The sequence below is a fragment of the Pseudomonas sp. H26/SER47-MNA-CIBAN-0231 genome (assembly GCF_040310465.1).
Classification (GTDB): domain Bacteria; phylum Pseudomonadota; class Gammaproteobacteria; order Pseudomonadales; family Pseudomonadaceae; genus Aquipseudomonas; species Aquipseudomonas atacamensis.
On sequence record NZ_JBEOPW010000022.1, the window covers coordinates 17,583 to 36,578 of the forward strand.

The window sequence follows — 18,996 nt, forward strand, 5'->3', positions numbered from 1 at the left end:
AACAAGGTTTCCCGGGCATCGGCGCAGCGAGCCAAGTATCCTCGGCAACGGCCAGACTCCCTGTGGGAGAAGGTCGCCATTTGATAATTGTTTGCATTTGAACGTCAAGCTCGGACATATCCAGACACGAGCGGACATTTGAGGATAGCCATGAAGTTTCTCTGCGCCGGCAGCGATCTGGCCGAAGGTGGCAGTCGCGGTTTCGTTATCGAAGGCAAAAAGCTTTTCGCCGTGCGTCGTGGCGGGCAGGTCTATGCCTACTTCAATCGCTGCCCGCATCGCGGCGTCGGGCTGGAATGGCAGCCCGACCAGTTTCTCGACCCAAGCAACAGCCTGATCCAGTGCGCCACACATGGTGCACTGTTTCTGATCGAGGACGGCGAATGCGTCGCCGGCCCCTGCGCCGGGCAGTCGCTCACGGCAATTGAATGCCGGGAAGATACACAAGGCGTGTGGGTCGACGTTTAACCGTTTAGCCGCACGTCGAGTCGGCGGTCGATGACCATTTCTTCGTGGTCAAGGCGCACACCGTAGGCCAACACCTCAACACCGCAGGCGACCGCTTCACGCAGCGCCTCGGCGTAAGCCCAATCGATTTCCTCGGCCGGGCGCACGGCATCGATGCCGGTGAGGTTCACGCAGTACAACTGCACCGCCCGAATGCCGTCGCGCGCCAGATGCGCCAGCTCGCGCAGATGTTTGGCGCCGCGCTGGGTCACCGCATCGGGAAACGCCGCCACCGCCGTGCCGTCGAAGCCGAGGGTGACGCTTTTGACTTCGACATACGCCGGGCCGCTGGGGTATTCGAGGCGGAAGTCGATGCGGCTTTTTTCCTGTCCGTAGGCAACCTCACGCTTCAACGCGGTAAAGCCGTTCAACTCGGTAATCACCCCAGCCTGCAAGGCTTCTTCGACCAATCCGTTGGCGCGTGCGGTGTTGACGCAAAACAGCCGGCCCTGCGGGGTTTCGCCAATTTCCCAAGTGCCGGGCAATTTGCGTTTCGGGTCATTGGAGCGACTGAACCAGACCTGCCCGCCCTCGACCTGGCAATTGAGCATCGAACCGGTGTTGGGGCAGTGAATGGTCAGCAATTCGCCGCTAACGGTCTCGATATCGGCGAGAAAACGCTTGTATCGGCGAATCAGCCGCGCTTCTTCCAGAGCAGGATAAAAGCGCATCAGCCTTGCCAGCTCTTCAAGCCGCGCGCGATGCGCTCAACCGCTTCCTGTAAACGTGCGAGGTTCTGTGTGTAAGCGAAACGCACGTGATGGCCGGCCTGATAACGACCGAAATCCAGTCCCGGCGTGAAGGCAACGTGCTCGGTTTCGAGGAAATGTCGGCAGAACGCGAAGGCATCACCGCCGAAACGGCTGATATCGGCGTAAAGATAAAACGCGCCTTCCGGCTCAACGGCGATGTTGAAACCGAGTTCACGCAGCGCCGGCAGGAGGAAGTCGCGACGGCGCGCAAACTCGGCGCGGCGCTCTTCGAGAATCGCGATGGTGGCTGGCTCGAAACAGGCCAGCGCCGCGTATTGCGCCATGCTCGGCGCACTGATGTAGAGGTTCTGCGCGAGTTTTTCCAGCTCGCTGACCGCCGCGTCCGGCGCGACCAGCCAGCCCAGGCGCCAACCGGTCATGCCGAAATACTTGGAGAAACTGTTGAGGACAAAAGCGTTGTCATCGACTTCCAGCACACTGGCGGCATCAGTGCCGTAGGTCAGGCCGTGGTAGATCTCATCCACCACCAAGTGCCCGTGCCTGGCCTTGATCGCTGTGGATAATCCGCCCAGTTCATCGCGGGTCAGCAAAGTGCCCGTCGGGTTGGCCGGCGAAGCGACAAGGGCGCCGACACTGTCGTGATCCCAATGCCGCTCGACCAGATCCGGGGTCAGTTGATAACGCACCTCCGGCCCGACCGGCACCAATTGCGCCGCGCCTTCGACCAGCCGCAAGAAATGCCGATTGCACGGGTAGCCCGGGTCGGCGAGCAGCCAGTGTTTACCCGGATCGACCAACAGGGCACTGGCCAGCAACAGCGCGCCGGAGCCGCCCGGCGTGATCAGAATCCGTCGTGGGTCGATATTCAGGCCGTAACGCGATTGGTAGAAACCGGCGATCGCCTCGCGCAGTTCGGGAATGCCACGGGCGGCGGTGTAGCGGGTCTTGCCCGCCGTCAACGCAGCTCTTCCGGCGCGAATGATCGGCTCGGCGGTGGTGAAGTCCGGCTCGCCGATTTCCAGATGGATCACGTCGTGGCCTTCGGCCTGCAATTCATTGGCCCGCGCCAGCAGCGCCATCACATGGAACGGTTCGATCGCACGACTGCGCGCACTGTAGGGGCCCATTGGAATGCCTTTGACGGAAAAAAGAGACGATTCTACCTGTCTGCTGGAACGAGCGAGAACCCGTGAAGGTCACAGCCTCAAGAACGCTGGACTGTAACGATCTGAACGTACGCTCCAGGATTGACTAAAATCAGTGATTGAACAGGTCTCCCTTCCCACAGACACGGCTTGTCAGACATCTGCAAGCGCCACCCGCCGGGGGCTCGACATCCGGGAGTAGCGCAGGCTGATTTGATCTGGTAAGTTCGCCCGCTTGCAGCCGCAGGGCCGGCAGGTGTCGGTGATGGAGCAATCCTGCGCAATGGATTACAAGAGTAGAGGCGGTCTATTTCATGTCCACCCAAGCAAAGCAACAGCAGAAAGACACGATCAGCGGCTTCGAACCTTACGTTCAGAAGGCGGGTGAAGAGTACATGGGCGCTCCAATGCGCGCGCACTTCACCAAGATTCTGAACAAGTGGAAACTGGACTTGATGCAGGAAGTCGACCGCACGGTTGGCCACATGAAAGACGAAGCGGCCAACTTCCCTGACCCGGCCGACCGTGCCAGCCAGGAAGAAGAGTTCTCCCTCGAACTGCGCGCCCGCGACCGCGAGCGCAAGCTGATCAAGAAAATCGACAAGACCCTGCAACTGATCGAAGACGAAGAGTACGGCTGGTGCGAGTCCTGCGGCATCGAGATTGGCGTCAAGCGCCTCGAAGCCCGCCCGACAGCGGATCTGTGCATCGACTGCAAGACCCTGGCGGAAATCAAGGAAAAGCAGGTCGGCAAGTAATCTCGACCTGAACGAAAAACGGAGCGTGCGAACGCTCCGTTTTTGTTTCTGCTCTTCGCCTGCCGTACTTGCTTCTGCCCCTGTGGGAGCGAGCCTGCTCGCGAAAGCGTCCTTTCAGACAGCTCATTATTGACTGACACAGCGCTTTCGCGAGCAGGCTCGCTCCCACAGGAATACCCTGCATAAATTCTGAATAGCTTTTATCGCCTCCATGACTGCCAAATCCCCCGCCTACATCGGCCGCTTCGCCCCCACCCCCAGTGGCCACCTGCACTTCGGTTCGCTGGTCGCTGCGTTGGCGTCCTATCTCGACGCCCGCTCCGTCGGTGGGAGCTGGCTGGTGCGCATGGAAGATCTCGATCCGCCGCGCGAAGAGCCCGGTGCGCAAGCGGCGATTCTCAAGGCGCTGGAAAGCTACGGCTTCGAATGGGACGGCGAAATGGTCCGCCAGAGCGATCGGCACGCTGCCTACGCCGAAGTGCTCGACAGCCTGTTCAATCATGGCCTGGCCTACGCCTGCACCTGCTCGCGCAAACAACTGGAGCCCTATCACGGGATTTATCCGGGGTTTTGCCGCAACGCCGGGCATGATCAGCACGACGCCGCGATCCGCCTGCGCGTGCCGGAGCTGGAATACCACTTCATTGATCGCGTGCAGGGCGAATACCGCCAGCACCTGGGCCGCGACGTCGGCGACTTCGTCATCCGTCGGCGCGATGGTCTCTACGCTTATCAATTGGCGGTGGTGCTCGATGACGCCTGGCAAGGCATCACCGACATCGTGCGTGGCGCCGACCTGCTCGATTCGACGCCGCGTCAGCTGTACCTGCAAGAACTGCTCGGTCTGAAACAGCCGCGCTATCTGCACCTGCCGCTGATCACCCAGCCGGACGGCAACAAACTCGGCAAGTCCTACCGCTCGCCGCCGCTCGAAGCCGATCAGGCCACGCCGTTGCTGCTGCGGGCCTTGCGCGCGCTGGGGCAGAATCCCGGCACCGAACTGGCTCACGCTTCGCCGCGCGAACTGCTGGCCTGGGGCAGCGCGCATTGGGATGCCGACCGGATCCCGCGCACATTGACCCTGCCCGAAGCGCAACTGCAATGACGACACTTGCAGTCGCGCGCCCATCCGTTACCATCGCCGCACGTTTTCGGGCACGCGCATAAAAAAGAGAGGCCGGGATGTACATCTATCGCTTGGTCCTGCTTTTGGTCGTCGGGATCTACCTGTTCTCCCCCGCCATCATGGATTGGTGGATCGACGCGACGGGCGCCTGGTATCGCCCTTATCTGCTCTGGCTGATCCTGATTGTCGTGACCTTCATCCTGCAGAGCCAAAAAGATGCCGATGAGCTTTAGTCTGACCCAGATGATCCTGATCAGCGCCGCGTACCTGGCGGCGCTGTTCGGCGTGGCCTGGGTCAGCGAACGGGGCATGATCCCGCGCGCGATCATTCGCCACCCGTTGACCTACACCCTGTCGCTGGGGGTTTACGCCAGCGCCTGGGCGTTCTACGGCACGGTGGGCCTGGCCTATCAGTACGGTTACGGCTTTCTGTCCAGTTATCTCGGCGTGTCCGGTGCATTCCTGCTGGCGCCGGTGCTGCTCTATCCGATCCTGAAGATCACCCGCACCTATCAACTGTCGTCGCTGGCCGATCTGTTTGCCTTCCGCTTTCGCAGCACCTGGGCCGGTGCGCTGACCACGATTTTCATGCTGATTGGCGTCTTGCCATTGCTTGCCTTGCAGATTCAGGCCGTGGCCGACTCGATCGGCATTCTCACCGGCGAACGTGTGCAGAGCCGCGTGGCGCTGGCGTTCTGTGCGCTGATTATTCTGTTCACGATCTTCTTCGGTTCCCGGCACATCGCCACGCGCGAGAAACATGAAGGGCTGGTGTTCGCGATTGCCTTCGAATCGATCATCAAACTGATCGCTCTCGGCGGCGTTGGCCTGTACGCGCTGTATGGCGTGTTCGACGGCCCGCAACAGCTCGAACTGTGGCTGCTGCAAAACCAGACCGCCCTCGCCGCCCTGCACACGCCGTTGCAGGAAGGTCCGTGGCGCACGCTGCTGCTGGTGTTCTTTGCCTCGGCGATCGTGATGCCGCACATGTATCACATGACCTTTACGGAAAACCTCAATCCGCGCTCGCTGGTCAGCGCCAGTTGGGGCCTGCCGTTGTTTCTGCTGTTGATGAGTCTCGCCGTACCGCTGATTCTCTGGGCCGGGCTGAAACTCGGCGCCACCACCGACCCGGAATATTTCACCCTCGGCATCGGCATCGCCGCCAACAGCAAACCGCTGGCCTTGCTCGCCTATGTCGGTGGCCTGTCCGCCGCCAGTGGCCTGATCATCGTCACCACCCTGGCCTTGTCGGGCATGGCGCTGAACCATCTGGTGCTGCCGCTTTATCAACCGCCGGCCGAAGGCAACATCTACCGCTGGCTGAAATGGACCCGTCGGGCGCTGATCGTGGCGATCATCATGGCCGGTTTCGGTTTCTACCTGATGCTCGGCGTCGAACAGGATCTGGCCAACCTCGGCATCGTCGCGTTCGTGGCGACCCTGCAATTTCTGCCCGGGGTGTTGTCGGTGCTGTACTGGCCGACCGCCAACCGCCGCGGTTTCATTGCCGGTCTGCTGGCGGGGATCACGGTCTGGGTGGTGACCATGCTGCTGCCGCTGGTCGGCAATCTGCAGGGTTTCTATATCCCGCTGTTGAACATGATCTACGTGCTCGACGATACCAGTTGGCACATGGCGGCCATCGCCTCGCTGGCGGCCAACGTGCTGATGTTCACCCTGATCTCACTGTTCACCAACGCCAGCCCGGAAGAAGCCAGCGCCGCCGAAGCCTGTGCGGTGGATAACGTGCGGCGCCCGCAACGCCGCGAACTGCACGCCGCCTCGCCGCAGGAGTTCGCCACGCAACTGGCCAAGCCGCTGGGTGCCAAGGCTGCGCAGAAAGAAGTCGAGCAAGCGCTGCGCGACTTGTATCTGCCCTTCGATGAACGCCGGCCGTATGCCTTGCGCCGGTTGCGCGACCGCATTGAGGCCAACCTGTCCGGCCTGATGGGCCCGAGCGTTGCGCAGGATATGGTGGAAACCTTCCTGCCCTATAAGGCTGGCGGCGAAAACTATGTCACCGAAGACATCCACTTCATTGAAAGCCGTCTCGAGGATTATCACTCGCGCCTCACCGGCCTGGCCGCCGAGCTCGATGCCCTGCGCCGCTACCACCGCCAGACCTTGCAGGAACTGCCGATGGGCGTCTGCTCGCTGGCCAAGGATCAGGAGATCCTGATGTGGAACAAGGCCATGGAAGAGCTGACCGGCATCGCCGCGCAGCGAGTGGTCGGTTCGCGTCTGAGTACCATCGCCAACCCGTGGAAAGAACTGCTGCAAGGCTTCATCAACCTGCCCGACGAGCATTTGCACAAACAGCATCTGGCCCTCGATGGTCAGACCCGCTGGCTGAATCTGCACAAAGCGGCAATCGACGAGCCGTTGGCCCCGGGTAACAGTGGTCTGGTGTTACTGGTCGAGGATTTGACCGAAACGCAAATGCTCGAAGACAAACTGGTGCATTCCGAACGGCTGGCCAGCATCGGTCGACTCGCAGCGGGGGTGGCCCACGAAATCGGCAACCCGATCACCGGCATCGCCTGCCTGGCGCAGAACCTGCGCGAAGAGCGTGAAGACGACGGCGAGCTGACGGAAATCAGCGGGCAGATTCTTGAGCAGACCAAACGCGTCTCGCGCATCGTCCAGTCGCTGATGAGCTTCGCCCATGCCGGCAGTCATCAGCACAACGACGAACCAGTGTGTCTGGCCGAAGTCGCGCAGGACGCCATCGGCCTGCTGGCGCTGAACCGACGCAATTTCGAAGTGCAGTTCTACAACCTGTGCGATCCCGACCATTGGGTCGAAGGCGACCCGCAACGGCTTGCCCAGGTGCTAATCAATCTGCTCTCCAACGCCCGCGACGCCTCGCCGCCGCACAGTGCGGTACGGGTCAAGAGCGAAGCCGGCGAACACACGGTCGATCTGATCGTCGAAGACGAAGGCAGTGGTATTCCGTCGAGCATCATGGACCGATTGTTCGAACCTTTCTTCACCACCAAGGATCCGGGTGAAGGCACCGGTCTGGGCCTTGCACTGGTCTATTCCATCGTTGAAGAGCATTATGGACAAATCACCATCGACAGCCCGGCTGATGTACAAAGCCAACGCGGCACCCGTATCCGGGTGACCTTACCGCGTCATGTCGAAGCGACGTCCGCTGTGAACTGAGACCGTCGAGAGTATCGAATCAATGCCGCACATTTTGATCGTCGAAGACGAAACCATTATCCGCTCCGCCTTGCGCCGCCTGCTGGAACGCAACCAGTACCAGGTCAGCGAAGCCGGATCAGTGCAGGAAGCACAAGAACGCTTCACCATTCCTACGTTCGATCTGATCGTAAGCGACCTGCGCCTGCCGGGCGCTCCGGGCACCGAGCTGATCAAGCTCGGCCAGGGCACGCCGGTGCTGATCATGACCAGTTACGCCAGCCTGCGCTCGGCGGTCGACTCGATGAAAATGGGCGCGGTCGATTACATCGCCAAGCCGTTCGACCACGATGAAATGCTCCAGGCGGTTGCGCGGATCCTGCGTGATCGCCAGTCAGTGCCGGCTGCCGGCGAAGCCACGGCGAGCAAGCCTGCCGCCGGCAATGGCAAAGCTGCTGTGGATAACAGCAATGGTGAAATTGGCATCATCGGCTCCTGCCCACCGATGCAGGACCTGTACAGCAAGATCCGCAAAGTCGCGCCAACCGACTCCAACGTGTTGATTCAGGGTGAGTCCGGTACCGGTAAAGAACTGGTGGCCCGTGCCCTGCACAATCTGTCGAAACGCGCCAAGGCGCCGATGATTTCGGTGAACTGCGCGGCGATTCCGGAAAGCCTGATCGAATCAGAACTGTTCGGCCACGAGAAAGGCGCGTTCACCGGCGCCAGCGCCGGTCGCGCCGGTCTGGTTGAAGCGGCGGACGGCGGCACCTTGTTTCTCGATGAGATCGGCGAACTGCCCCTCGAAGCCCAGGCTCGCTTGCTGCGGGTTCTGCAGGAGGGCGAGATCCGCCGCGTAGGTTCGGTGCAGTCGCAGAAAGTCGATGTGCGCCTGATCGCTGCAACTCACCGCGATCTGAAGAGCCTGGCGAAAATCGGTCAGTTCCGTGAAGACCTTTATTACCGTCTGCACGTGATTGCCCTGAAGCTGCCGCCGCTGCGCGAGCGTGGCGCCGACGTCAACGAAATCGCCAATGCCTTCCTCGCTCGCCAGAGCGCGCGGATCAATCGCACCGACCTGAAATTCGCCGCCGATGCCGAACAGGCGATCCGGCACTATTCCTGGCCGGGTAACGTCCGTGAGCTGGAAAACGCTGTCGAGCGCGCGGTGATTCTCAGCGAAAGCCCGGAGATCTCGGCCGACCTGCTGGGCATCGACATCGAGCTGAGCGATCTGGAAGACGACGAGTTCATCGGCCTGCCGCCGCAAACCGGCGGTAACGCCAGCAACAGCAGCCATGAGCCGACCGAGGATCTGTCGCTGGAAGACTATTTCCAGCACTTCGTCCTCGAGCATCAGGACCATATGACCGAGACCGAACTGGCACGCAAACTGGGCGTCAGCCGCAAATGCCTGTGGGAACGCCGCCAGCGTCTGGGCATTCCACGACGCAAGACCGGGGTTGCCAGCGAGAGCTGAGCGTTACCCACCGCGTGCGCGGGTAACGCATGACAATGTGAAAAAACTGTTACCGCAGTCGATTCACGTAACAGAAGCCGGGGTTATCGGTAACGAAACCCCGGCTTTTTTTCGCCCCTGCAAAACGGTTGTATCGACCTAACCCCTTGTTTTACTGGGCTTGGCAAAAGTTGGCACGCACCCTGCTATATGTTTGGTACAAGAACAATAACAAGCAATGCACAAGACAATAAAAATAAGACGAATCGACTCACGCACAATAAAAACAAGACGGCGAGAGGCGCAGCTAACTGATTCTTTTGGAGAGGCGTTGTATTTGGGGCTTGCCCCACGACCAGGCCGAGAACAACAAAAACTGTCCTAAGACAGAGCCTGTACTGGTTGGATCGACAGATCACTGCAATTCAGCGACCAAAGCAATCCGTTTGCTCTTGGCTCCCGATTGGGAGGGTCACGAAGGAAACACTTCGTGGCGAGGGCACTCAACAAAAACAAGAAGCCCGAATCAATAATAAAAAGAGCACGCAACTACTTCTTGGGGAGCTTCGGCTCCCCTTGTAGTTTCTCCCTTCCGTGAAATCCCCCCGTTTTCCTCGCTCGACCCTTGTAGCTTGGGGCTTGCAGCTCATATCTGCTGCGTCCTACACCATCCCCCGACTAAATGCTAGAATCTGCGCCCATCATGCGGTCATTCTTTTGGTATGGCCGAACATTCCTTCAAACAGTGCATCCCATGCTGAAGAAGCTGTTCCAGTCATTCCGAACTCCCGTGCGTCGTACGCAACACATCCGCAGCACCCCTGAAGTGCTCAACAGCGGCCAACATTCGCTGCAGAAAACGCAGTTCAGCCGCTATGCGGTGAATATCGTCGAACGCCTGCAAGGTGCCGGTTACCAGGCTTATCTGGTCGGTGGTTGCGTGCGTGACATGCTGCTGGGCATCACGCCCAAGGACTTCGACGTCGCCACCAGTGCCACCCCCGAGCAGGTGCGTGCCGAATTCCGCAATGCGCGGATCATCGGCCGCCGGTTCAAGCTGGTGCACATCCATTTCGGTCGCGAAATCATTGAAGTCGCGACCTTCCGCGCCAATCACCCGGTCAACGAAGACGAGGAAGACAGCAACCAGTCTTCGCGCAACGAGAGCGGGCGGATTCTGCGCGACAACGTCTACGGCACCCTGGAAGAAGACGCGCAACGCCGCGACTTCACCATCAATGCTCTGTATTACGATCCGGTCAGCGAGCGCATTCTCGATTACGCCAACGGCGTGCACGACATCCGCAATCACCTGATCCGCCTGATCGGCGACCCGAAGCAGCGTTACCAGGAAGACCCGGTGCGCATGCTGCGGGCCGTGCGTTTCGCCGCCAAGCTCAACTTCGGCATTGAGAAGCACACCGTGCAGCCGATCCGTGAGCTGGCGCCGATGCTGCGCGAGATTCCGTCGGCGCGGCTGTTCGAAGAAGTGCTCAAGCTGTTCCTCTCCGGGCACGGCGCGATCACCTTTGAAATGCTGGTTGATCTGCAACTGTTCGCCCCGCTGTTCCCGGCCAGTGCCGAGGCGCTGGAATACAACCCGGAATACACCCACACGCTGATCAGCGAAGCACTGACCAACACCGACCTGCGCATCAAGCAGAACAAACCGGTAACCCCGGCGTTCCTCTTTGCCGCCCTGCTCTGGCCGGCGCTGCCGGCGCGAGTGTTGCGTCTGCAGGAACGCGGCATGCCGCCAATTCCGGCGATGCAGGAAGCGGCTCATGAGCTGATCGCCGAACAGTGCCAGCGCATCGCAATTCCGAAGCGCTTCACCATGCCGATCCGCGAAATCTGGGACATGCAGGAACGCCTGCCACGCCGCAGCGGCAAACGCGCCGATCTGTTGCTGGACAACCCGCGCTTCCGTGCCGGTTACGACTTCCTGCTGCTGCGTGAAAGCGCCGGCGAGGAAACCGATGGCCTCGGCGAATGGTGGACCGATTATCAGGACGCCAACGACAGCGAGCGTCGTGACATGATCCGCGATCTCAGCGGCAAGGGTGACGATGCCAGCGGCACACCGCGCAAACGTCGCCGCAGCGGCGGTTCCAAGCGCAAGCGCGCCGGTGCTTCGAGCGCGACGGGCGAGTAAGCGATGGAACGCATCTACATCGGCCTGGGCAGCAACCTCGCTGACCCGGCCGACCAGTTGCGCAGCGCCATCGCGGCGCTGGGGCAATTGCCGCAGACGAGTCTTGCCGGCGTCTCAGCCTTTTATCAAAGCGATTCGCTGCTGCCGGGCCAGCCGCGTTACACCAACGCCGTCGCCGCGATCGACAGTTCGCTCGCACCGATCGAGCTGCTCGACGCCTTGCAAGCGATCGAAAATGCTCAGGGCCGCGAGCGTCTTGAGCGCTGGGGGCCACGCACGCTGGATCTGGATATTCTGCTGTTCGGCGATCGCCTGATCGATGAGCCACGGCTGAAGGTCCCGCATTACCAGATTCAGGAGCGGGCGTTCGTTCTCTATCCCTTGGCTGAGCTGGCGCCGCAGGATCTGCGTCTCGCCGATGGCCGCACGCTGACAGAGCTGCTGGCCGCCTGCCCGTTCGTCGGCCTCGAACGCCTCTCCCAGCCCTGACAAAAATCTTCTGTGAAATGTGGTTGTGTGGCGAGGGGATTTATCCCCGTTGGGTCGCGGAGCGGCCCCATGTTGTGTACAGCTTGGTCAGATTTGGGCCTGCTTCGCAGTCCAACGGGGATAAATCCCCTCGCCACAGGTCACCTGCCAATCTCCAGTTTTTGTCAGACAAAAATCCCCCGAATCAGGCCCGCCGCGCCGCTGAATCGCATCAGTAACGCCGGTAACACCCCCCGCGTAACAAGGCGGTAACACACGCAATTGACTTCCTGTTGGCTCATCACGACTATAGGCGTCCCGCTGCCGCCAACCCGGCATGAACGGGCGCAATCCAGGCCTTTCAAAGCACGACACAAGACCGTGCGCCTGAGTAGATGAAGAATCACGCGCGTGACTCGCAGCAGTTTCCAGAGCGCCTGAACGAGGATTTTTTACATGCCAGCCATCACCCTGACCACGCTCCAGAGCCTCAAGCAGAAAGGTGAAAAAATCACCATGCTGACCTGCTATGACGCGACCTTCGCCCACGCCTGCAACGAGGCCGGTGTCGAAGTGCTGCTGGTCGGCGACTCCCTCGGCATGGTTCTGCAGGGTCATGACAGCACCCTGCCGGTGACCACGGCGGAAATGGCCTATCACGTCGCCAGCGTCAAGCGTGGCAATGGCGATGCCCTGATCCTCGCCGACCTGCCGTTCATGGCCAACGCCACCCTCGAACAGACCATGAACAACAGCGCCATGCTGATGCAGGCCGGCGCACACATGGTCAAGGTCGAAGGTCAGCTGTGGCTGGCGGAGTCGATCCGTCTGCTCGCCGAGCGCGGTGTGCCGGTGTGCGCGCACATGGGCCTGACCCCGCAAGCAGTGAACATCCTCGGTGGCTATAAAGTGCAGGGCCGCAACGAGAATCAGGCGCGGCAGATGCGTGCCGATGCGATCGCGCTGGAGCAGGCCGGTGCGGCCATGCTGTTGCTTGAGTGCGTGCCGAGCGAACTGGCGGCAGAAATCAGCCAGGCCGTGAGCATTCCGGTGATCGGTATCGGTGCCGGCAACGCCACCGACGGCCAGGTGCTGGTATTGCACGACATGCTCGGCCTGTCGATCACCGGCCGCGTACCCAAATTCGTCAAGAACTTCATGCAAGGTCAGGACAGCATCCAGGCCGCGCTGAAGGCTTACGTCAGCGAAGTCAAAGCCACCACGTTCCCCGGCATCGAACACGGATTCTCTGCATGAACACCGTCAAAACCGTACGCGAACTGCGCGCCGCCGTCGCCCGCGCGCGCAGTGAAGGCAAGCGCATCGGCTTCGTGCCGACCATGGGCAACCTGCACAGCGGCCACGTCGCATTGATCACCAAAGCTACCCAGCGAGTCGATTTCGTCGTCGCGAGTATTTTCGTCAATCCGTTGCAATTCGGCGCCGGCGAAGACCTCGACAAATACCCACGCACCCTCGCTGCCGATCAGGAAAAACTCCTCGAAGCCGGTTGCGACCTGCTGTTCGCGCCGACGGTTGAAGAGATGTACCCGGACGGCATGGCCGGGCAAACACGGGTCAGCGTGCCGCAATTGTCCGAAGGCCTGTGTGGCGCCAGCCGTCCGGGGCACTTCGAAGGTGTGGCGACGGTGGTCAGCAAGCTGTTCAACATGGTCCAGCCGGATCTGGCGATCTTCGGCCAGAAGGATTACCAGCAACTGGCGGTGATCCGCGCACTGGTGCATGACCTGAACATGCCGATCCAGATCATCGGCGAGCCGACCGTGCGTGCAGCGGATGGCTTGGCACTGTCGTCGCGCAACGGCTTCCTCAATGAAGACCAGCGCGCCGTGGCACCGGTGGTCTATCGCGTGCTGAGCAGCATTGCCGAAGCGATCAAGCAAGGTGAGCGCGATTACCCGGCGCTGATCGCTGCACAGCTGCAGGTGCTGGAAGCGGCGGGGCTGCGTCCGGACTATCTGGAAATCCGTCATGGCCTGACCTTGCGTCCGGCGACGGCGGAGGATCGCGATCTGGTGATTCTGGCGGCAGCGTTCCTCGGCACTACGCGGCTGATCGACAACCTGCACCTGAATCTCGATAGCCCGATTTAAGCAGCAACAAATTTCCCTGTGGGAGCGAATCTGCTCGCCAAGGCGGTGTATCAGCGACTTATAAGTTGCCTGACACCACGCCTTCACGAGCAGGCTCGCTCCCACAGGTGTTTTCGGTGCATGCCGGTTGGGCGAAAGTGTTCCGGGCACCTCCGTTTGTCGGCCAGATTCCTCAACGGATGTTAAAAAAGTACAGGGATCTGGTCAGACAAAGTCAAGACAGAACGCAGCGCGAGGTTTACTGTATTCGCCCTGTGTCCAGATCTCGTGTCGACGCAGTTGATCCCATGCGCTAAAACTCGTGGTTGATCTGTACCGTGTTCAAAAGGCCGTTCAAGTAAAAAGGAAAACCGCAGCGATGGCGTACTACCGCACTCCTCACGACGTTACCGCTCTGCCCGCCTGGCAAGCGTTGAAAGATCACCGCCAAGCCATGCAGGATTTCAGCATGCGCGAAGCCTTCAACGCCGATCCGCAGCGTTTCAATCAGTTCACCCTCAGTAGCTGCGGTCTGTTTCTCGATTATTCGAAGAATTTGATCAACGCCGAGACCCGCAACCTGCTCGTGGGCCTGGCCAATGAAGTCGATCTGAAGGGCGCGATCAAAGCGCTGTTCGACGGCGAAATCGTCAACGCCTCCGAAGGCCGCCCGGCACTGCACACCGCCCTGCGCCGCCCGGTCGGCGACAAGTTGTCGGTCAACGGCGTCAACGTGATGCCGGAAGTGCACAAGGTGCTGAACCAGATCACCGATCTGGTCGGCCGCATCCACGATGGCTTGTGGCGTGGTTACACCGAGAAGCCGATCACCGACGTGGTCAATATCGGTATCGGTGGTTCGTTCCTCGGTCCCGAGCTGGTCTCCGAAGCACTGCTGTCCTACGCGCAGAAAGGCGTACGTTGCCACTATCTGGCAAACATCGACGGCAGCGAATTCCACGAGCTGACGCAGAAACTGCGCGCCGAGACCACGCTGTTCATCGTTTCGTCGAAGTCGTTCAACACCCTCGAAACCCTGAAGAACGCGCAGGCCGCACGCGCCTGGTACCTGGCGCAGGGCGGCTCGGAAGCCGAGCTGTATCGCCACTTCATCGCTGTGTCGAGCAACAACGCCGCCGCTGTGGCTTTCGGGATTCGCGAAGAAAACATCTTCCCGATGTGGGACTGGGTCGGCGGGCGTTACTCGCTGTGGTCGGCGATCGGTTTGCCGATTGCGCTGGCCATCGGCATGTCCAACTTCAAGGAACTGCTGTCCGGTGCCTACACCATGGACCAGCATTTCCAGACCGCGCCGTTCGAACAGAACATGCCGGTGCTGCTGGCCCTGCTCGGCGTCTGGTATGGCAACTTCTGGGGTGCGCAAAGCCACGCGATCCTGCCGTACGACCACTACCTGCGCAACATCACCAAGCACTTGCAACAGCTGGACATGGAGTCCAACGGCAAGAGCGTGCGTCAGGACGGCACCTCGGTGTCGACCGATACCGGCCCGGTGATCTGGGGCGGCGTCGGCTGCAACGGTCAGCACGCTTATCACCAGTTGCTGCACCAGGGCACCCAACTGATCCCGGCCGACTTCATCGTGCCGATCGTCAGCTTCAACCCGGTTTCCGACCATCACCAGTGGCTGTACGCCAACTGCCTGTCGCAGAGCCAGGCGCTGATGCTCGGCAAGACCCTGCCGGAAGCTGAAGCCGAACTGCGCGACAAAGGCATGGGCGAAGACGACGTGCGCAAACTTGCGCCGCACAAGGTGATCCCGGGCAATCGTCCGAGCAACACCCTGGTGGTCGAACGCATCAGCCCGCGTCGCCTCGGCGCCCTGGTTGCGATGTATGAGCACAAAGTGTTCGTACAAAGCGTGGTCTGGGGCATCAACGCCTTCGACCAGTGGGGTGTGGAACTGGGCAAGGAATTGGGCAAAGGCGTCTACAACCGCCTGGTCGGCAGCGACGAGACCGTGGCTGACGATGCCTCGACTCAAGGCCTGATCAACTACTTCCGCGGGCGTCATCGCGGCTGATAAAAGCCTTCGGGCACAACGCTGTTCCCCTGTGGGAGCGAGCCTGCTCGCGAAATCGGTGCGTCATTCAACACTGTGTTGACTGATCCGCCGCCTTCGCGAGCAGGCTCGCTCCCACAGTTGTTTTGGCGCATGACTTGAACCTGTGCAGCGCTCGGCGCATCTTTATTCGTGTCGCACCACAAGAATAAGGAACCGTCATGTTCGATATCAGCACGTTCCCCAAAGCCGATGCCGTGCGCCAGGCCGCTCAGTTGAGCCAGGACGAGTATCGGCGCCTGTACCGCGAATCGATTGAACACCCCAGCGCCTTCTGGGCCGAGCAGGCCACGCGCTTCCTCGATTGGAGCACGCCGTGGCAGACCGTTCAGCGCTATGACCTGAAGACCGGTGAAGCGGCCTGGTTTGCCGGCGGCAAGCTCAACGTCAGCTACAACTGCATCGACCGTCACCTCAAGCAACGCGGCGAGCAGACCGCCCTGCTTTGGGAAGGCGACGATCCTGCCGAATCGGCGCAGATCACTTACAACAAACTCCATCACCACGTCTGCCGTCTGGCCAACGTACTGAAAAGCCGTGGCGTGAAGAAAGGCGATCGGGTGTGCATCTACATGCCGATGATCCCCGAAGCCGCCTACGCCATGCTCGCCTGCGCGCGAATCGGTGCGATCCATTCGGTAGTGTTTGGCGGATTTTCCCCGGATTCCTTGCGTGATCGAATCCTCGACGCCGACTGCCGTACCGTGATCACGGCCGATGAAGGCGTGCGCGGCGGCCGCTTCGTGCCGCTGAAAAACAACGTCGACAAAGCCCTGCAAAGTTGCCCGAAGGTCAGCACCGTGGTGGTGGTCGAGCGCACGCAGGGCCAGGTCGATTGGGTCGAGGGCCGTGACCTCTGGTACCACCAGGCCGTGCGTGAGGTCAGCGACGACTGCCCGCCGGAACCGATGGACGCTGAAGACCCGCTGTTCATCCTCTACACCTCCGGCAGCACCGGCAAACCCAAAGGCGTGCTGCACACCACCGGCGGCTATCTGCTGCAAGCAGCAATGACCTTCAAGTACGTGCTGGATTACCGCGACGGCGAAGTGTTCTGGTGCACCGCCGACGTCGGCTGGGTCACCGGCCACAGTTACATCGTCTACGGGCCGCTGGCCAACGGTGCGACCACACTGATGTTCGAAGGCGTGCCGAGCTACCCGAGCAGTTCGCGCTTCTGGCAGGTCATCGACAAGCACAAGGTCAACATTTTCTACACCGCACCGACCGCCCTGCGCGCGCTGATGCGCGAAGGCGCCGGACCGCTGAAGGAAACGTCGCGCGCCAGCCTCAGATTGCTCGGCAGCGTCGGTGAGCCGATCAACCCGGAAGCGTGGGAATGGTACTTCAATGCTGTCGGTGAACAGCGCTGCCCGATTGTCGACACGTGGTGGCAGACCGAAACCGGCGGCATCATGCTCAGCCCGCTGGTCAGCGCGCAACGGATCAAACCGGGCTGCGCGACGCAACCGATGTTTGGCGTGCAACCGGTGCTGCTTGACGAAGTCGGCAAGGAAATCAAAGGCGCCGGCAGTGGCGTGCTGGCGATCAAATCGAGCTGGCCGGCGCAGATTCGCAGCGTCTACGGCGATCCGCAGCGGATGATCGACACCTACTTCAAACCCTACCCCGGCTATTACTTCACCGGCGACGGCGCCCGCCGCGACGAGGACGGCGATTACTGGATCACCGGACGCATCGACGACGTGATCAACGTTTCCGGCCACCGCATCGGCACCGCCGAAGTGGAAAGCGCCCTGGTGCTGCACGACAGCATCGCCGAGGCCGCCGTGGTTGGTTATCCCCACGACGTCAAAGGTCAGGGCATCTACGCGTTCGTCACGCCAATGAACGGCACCGAGGCCAACGAAGAGCTGAAGAAAGACCTGCTGGCGCATGTCAGCAAGGAGATCGGCAGCTTCGCCAAACCGGACCTGATCCAGTGGGCGCCGGCATTGCCGAAGACCCGCTCGGGCAAGATCATGCGGCGTATTCTGCGCAAGATTGCATGCAATGAGCTCGACAGCCTTGGCGATACTTCGACGCTGGCTGATCCGAGTGTGGTGCAGGACCTCGTCGACAAGCGGCTCAATACTTGAGAGCTGCAAGTTTCTAGCTACAAGCTGCAAGCTAAAGCGGTCCGCGCAGCTTTTCGCTTTTAGCTTGCAGCTAGAAACTTGCCGCTTGTAGCTCCCCGACTGCTAAGCTTCGCGTTTTTTCAGCAAGGCGCCCGCATGTCTTCCTTGAATCAGGCGCTGCGCGCCGCCCTCGATCAACGCCAGGACCTGCTCGCTGCGCTGCACAGCCGGGGCACCGATTGCTATCGGCTGTTCCATGGCAGCCAGGAAGGCGCCGGCGGCCTGACCATCGACCGCTACGGCCCGCAACTGCTGGTGCAGAGTTTTCACCAGACGCTCGAACGTGATGATCTGCTGCAACTGCACGCCATGGTCAACCAGACGCTGGGCTTCGACAGCCTGCTGGTCTACAACGACCGCTCCCGTGGCAACTCGCGGATCGATCGCGAGGACAGCGTCTATAAAGCCGATGACGCCGCACTGGCGGATCTGGTCGGGCATGAATGGGGCCTGAACTACCGCGTGCGCGGGCGTCATGCCGGGCAGGATCCGCTACTGTTCCTCGACCTGCGCAACACCCGTGGCTGGGTCAAGGATCACGCGCAAGGCAAAAGCGTGCTCAACCTGTTCGCCTACACCTGCGGCGTTGGCCTCAGTGCAGCGGCCGGCGGTGCACGTGAGGTGTGCAACCTCGATTTTGCCGAGGGCAATCTGGCGGTCGGTCGCGAGAATGGTTTGCTCAACCCGCAACTGCCGGAGATGCAATTCATTCAGTCCGATTACTTCCCGGCGATCCGTCAGCTTGCTGGCCTGCCGATCAGCGTGCGGCGCGGGCAGAAGTTGCCGAGCTATCAGCGCCTCGAACAGCGCCAATACGATCTGGTCCTGCTCGATCCGCCGGCGTGGGCCAAAAGTGCGTTCGGCACCGTCGATTTGCTGCGCGATTATCAGAGCCTGCTCAAACCGGCGCTGCTGACCACCGCCGACAATGGCGTGCTGATCTGCTGCAACAACCTGGCGAAAGTCAGCATGGACGACTGGCGCGAACAAGTGCTGCGCTGCGCCGAAAAGGCCGGCCGCCCGGTGCGCGAATGGAGCGTGATGACCCCGGGCGCCGACTTCCCCTCGCGGGACCAGCAGCCACCGTTGAAGACGCTGATCTTGCAGCTGTGATCCCTCCGGCATGAGCGATTACATTTCCCTGTGGGAGCGAGCCTGCTCGCGAAAGCGCAGTGTCAGTCGACTTGTTTTTCACTGAACC

Annotated in this window: 15 protein-coding genes; 13 read left to right on the plus strand and 2 right to left on the minus strand. The window is 60.9% G+C overall.

All coding sequences use genetic code 11. From position 1 onward, the window contains the following. The first annotated feature begins 150 nt into the window (after positions 1 to 150). Positions 151 to 468 carry a Rieske (2Fe-2S) protein gene (locus AAEZ10_RS24495; RefSeq protein ID WP_122706086.1) on the plus strand — a complete coding sequence of 106 codons (318 nt, stop codon included), beginning with the start codon at positions 151 to 153 and terminating at the stop codon, positions 466 to 468. Here the strand turns inward: AAEZ10_RS24495 and sfsA are convergent. Then, positions 465 to 1,178: a DNA/RNA nuclease SfsA gene (gene sfsA / locus AAEZ10_RS24500; protein WP_122706084.1), complete on the minus strand. Its 714-nt coding sequence runs from the start codon at positions 1,176 to 1,178 to the stop codon at positions 465 to 467. The two genes, AAEZ10_RS24495 and sfsA, sit on opposite strands and share 4 nt — an antisense overlap. After that, complete coding sequence (locus tag AAEZ10_RS24505; RefSeq protein WP_122706082.1) at positions 1,178 to 2,347, minus strand: pyridoxal phosphate-dependent aminotransferase; 1,170 nt, start codon at positions 2,345 to 2,347, stop codon at positions 1,178 to 1,180. The genes sfsA and AAEZ10_RS24505 overlap by 1 nt, the downstream gene beginning before the upstream one ends. 332 nt (positions 2,348 to 2,679) lie before the next feature. Here AAEZ10_RS24505 and dksA point away from each other — a divergent pair, with 332 nt between their 5' ends. From dksA to AAEZ10_RS24565, 12 genes are all read left to right on the plus strand, one after another. Next, the gene (dksA, locus tag AAEZ10_RS24510; protein WP_073475455.1) at positions 2,680 to 3,123 is read left to right on the plus strand and encodes an RNA polymerase-binding protein DksA; all 444 of its coding nucleotides are present in this window, start codon (positions 2,680 to 2,682) and stop codon (positions 3,121 to 3,123) included. 211 nt (positions 3,124 to 3,334) lie between these two features. Further along, entirely contained in the window at positions 3,335 to 4,228 is an 894-nt protein-coding gene (gluQRS, locus tag AAEZ10_RS24515; protein ID WP_071173621.1) for a tRNA glutamyl-Q(34) synthetase GluQRS, read from the plus strand. A 77-nt stretch (positions 4,229 to 4,305) separates the two neighbouring features. Further along, complete coding sequence (locus tag AAEZ10_RS24520; RefSeq protein WP_003176118.1) at positions 4,306 to 4,482, plus strand: hypothetical protein; 177 nt, start codon at positions 4,306 to 4,308, stop codon at positions 4,480 to 4,482. After that, entirely contained in the window at positions 4,466 to 7,420 is a 2,955-nt protein-coding gene (locus AAEZ10_RS24525; protein ID WP_024014332.1) for a sensor histidine kinase, read from the plus strand. The genes AAEZ10_RS24520 and AAEZ10_RS24525 overlap by 17 nt, the downstream gene beginning before the upstream one ends. A 22-nt stretch (positions 7,421 to 7,442) precedes the next feature. Continuing rightward, positions 7,443 to 8,879, plus strand: a complete 1,437-nt coding sequence (locus tag AAEZ10_RS24530) for a sigma-54-dependent transcriptional regulator (RefSeq protein WP_071173622.1) — start codon at positions 7,443 to 7,445, stop codon at positions 8,877 to 8,879. 733 nt (positions 8,880 to 9,612) lie between these two features. Further along, the gene (locus AAEZ10_RS24535; RefSeq protein ID WP_350571362.1) at positions 9,613 to 11,013 is read left to right on the plus strand and encodes a polynucleotide adenylyltransferase PcnB; all 1,401 of its coding nucleotides are present in this window, start codon (positions 9,613 to 9,615) and stop codon (positions 11,011 to 11,013) included. 3 nt (positions 11,014 to 11,016) lie between these two features. Next, positions 11,017 to 11,502, plus strand: coding sequence for a 2-amino-4-hydroxy-6-hydroxymethyldihydropteridine diphosphokinase (gene folK / locus AAEZ10_RS24540; protein WP_122506692.1), 486 nt, complete (start codon positions 11,017 to 11,019; stop codon positions 11,500 to 11,502). A 435-nt stretch (positions 11,503 to 11,937) separates the two neighbouring features. Beyond that, positions 11,938 to 12,738: a 3-methyl-2-oxobutanoate hydroxymethyltransferase gene (panB, locus tag AAEZ10_RS24545; protein ID WP_350571364.1), complete on the plus strand. Its 801-nt coding sequence runs from the start codon at positions 11,938 to 11,940 to the stop codon at positions 12,736 to 12,738. Continuing rightward, positions 12,735 to 13,595, plus strand: a complete 861-nt coding sequence (panC, locus tag AAEZ10_RS24550; protein ID WP_024014335.1) for a pantoate--beta-alanine ligase — start codon at positions 12,735 to 12,737, stop codon at positions 13,593 to 13,595. The genes panB and panC overlap by 4 nt, the downstream gene beginning before the upstream one ends. A 358-nt stretch (positions 13,596 to 13,953) precedes the next feature. Next, positions 13,954 to 15,618, plus strand: coding sequence for a glucose-6-phosphate isomerase (gene pgi, locus AAEZ10_RS24555; protein ID WP_016773160.1), 1,665 nt, complete (start codon positions 13,954 to 13,956; stop codon positions 15,616 to 15,618). Positions 15,619 to 15,818: 200 nt separating this feature from the next. Then, the gene (acs, locus tag AAEZ10_RS24560; RefSeq protein ID WP_273525939.1) at positions 15,819 to 17,756 is read left to right on the plus strand and encodes an acetate--CoA ligase; all 1,938 of its coding nucleotides are present in this window, start codon (positions 15,819 to 15,821) and stop codon (positions 17,754 to 17,756) included. Positions 17,757 to 17,891: 135 nt separating this feature from the next. Next, a complete protein-coding gene (locus tag AAEZ10_RS24565) occupies positions 17,892 to 18,908 on the plus strand; it encodes a class I SAM-dependent rRNA methyltransferase (RefSeq protein ID WP_350571367.1) in 1,017 nt (338 codons plus the stop codon). Positions 18,909 to 18,996: the final 88 nt, after the last annotated feature.

Excerpts from the sequence above, each read along its gene's own strand:
- AAEZ10_RS24495 (WP_122706086.1), top strand. The coding sequence starts at position 151 with ATGAAGTTTCTCTGCGCCGGCAGCGATCTGGCCGAAGGTGGCAGTCGC.
- sfsA (WP_122706084.1), bottom strand. The coding sequence starts at position 1,178 with ATGCGCTTTTATCCTGCTCTGGAAGAAGCGCGGCTGATTCGCCGATAC.
- AAEZ10_RS24505 (WP_122706082.1), bottom strand. The coding sequence starts at position 2,347 with ATGGGCCCCTACAGTGCGCGCAGTCGTGCGATCGAACCGTTCCATGTG.
- dksA (WP_073475455.1), top strand. The coding sequence starts at position 2,680 with ATGTCCACCCAAGCAAAGCAACAGCAGAAAGACACGATCAGCGGCTTC.
- gluQRS (WP_071173621.1), top strand. The coding sequence starts at position 3,335 with ATGACTGCCAAATCCCCCGCCTACATCGGCCGCTTCGCCCCCACCCCC.
- AAEZ10_RS24520 (WP_003176118.1), top strand. The coding sequence starts at position 4,306 with ATGTACATCTATCGCTTGGTCCTGCTTTTGGTCGTCGGGATCTACCTG.
- AAEZ10_RS24525 (WP_024014332.1), top strand. The coding sequence starts at position 4,466 with ATGCCGATGAGCTTTAGTCTGACCCAGATGATCCTGATCAGCGCCGCG.
- AAEZ10_RS24530 (WP_071173622.1), top strand. The coding sequence starts at position 7,443 with ATGCCGCACATTTTGATCGTCGAAGACGAAACCATTATCCGCTCCGCC.
- AAEZ10_RS24535 (WP_350571362.1), top strand. The coding sequence starts at position 9,613 with ATGCTGAAGAAGCTGTTCCAGTCATTCCGAACTCCCGTGCGTCGTACG.
- folK (WP_122506692.1), top strand. The coding sequence starts at position 11,017 with ATGGAACGCATCTACATCGGCCTGGGCAGCAACCTCGCTGACCCGGCC.
- panB (WP_350571364.1), top strand. The coding sequence starts at position 11,938 with ATGCCAGCCATCACCCTGACCACGCTCCAGAGCCTCAAGCAGAAAGGT.
- panC (WP_024014335.1), top strand. The coding sequence starts at position 12,735 with ATGAACACCGTCAAAACCGTACGCGAACTGCGCGCCGCCGTCGCCCGC.
- pgi (WP_016773160.1), top strand. The coding sequence starts at position 13,954 with ATGGCGTACTACCGCACTCCTCACGACGTTACCGCTCTGCCCGCCTGG.
- acs (WP_273525939.1), top strand. The coding sequence starts at position 15,819 with ATGTTCGATATCAGCACGTTCCCCAAAGCCGATGCCGTGCGCCAGGCC.
- AAEZ10_RS24565 (WP_350571367.1), top strand. The coding sequence starts at position 17,892 with ATGTCTTCCTTGAATCAGGCGCTGCGCGCCGCCCTCGATCAACGCCAG.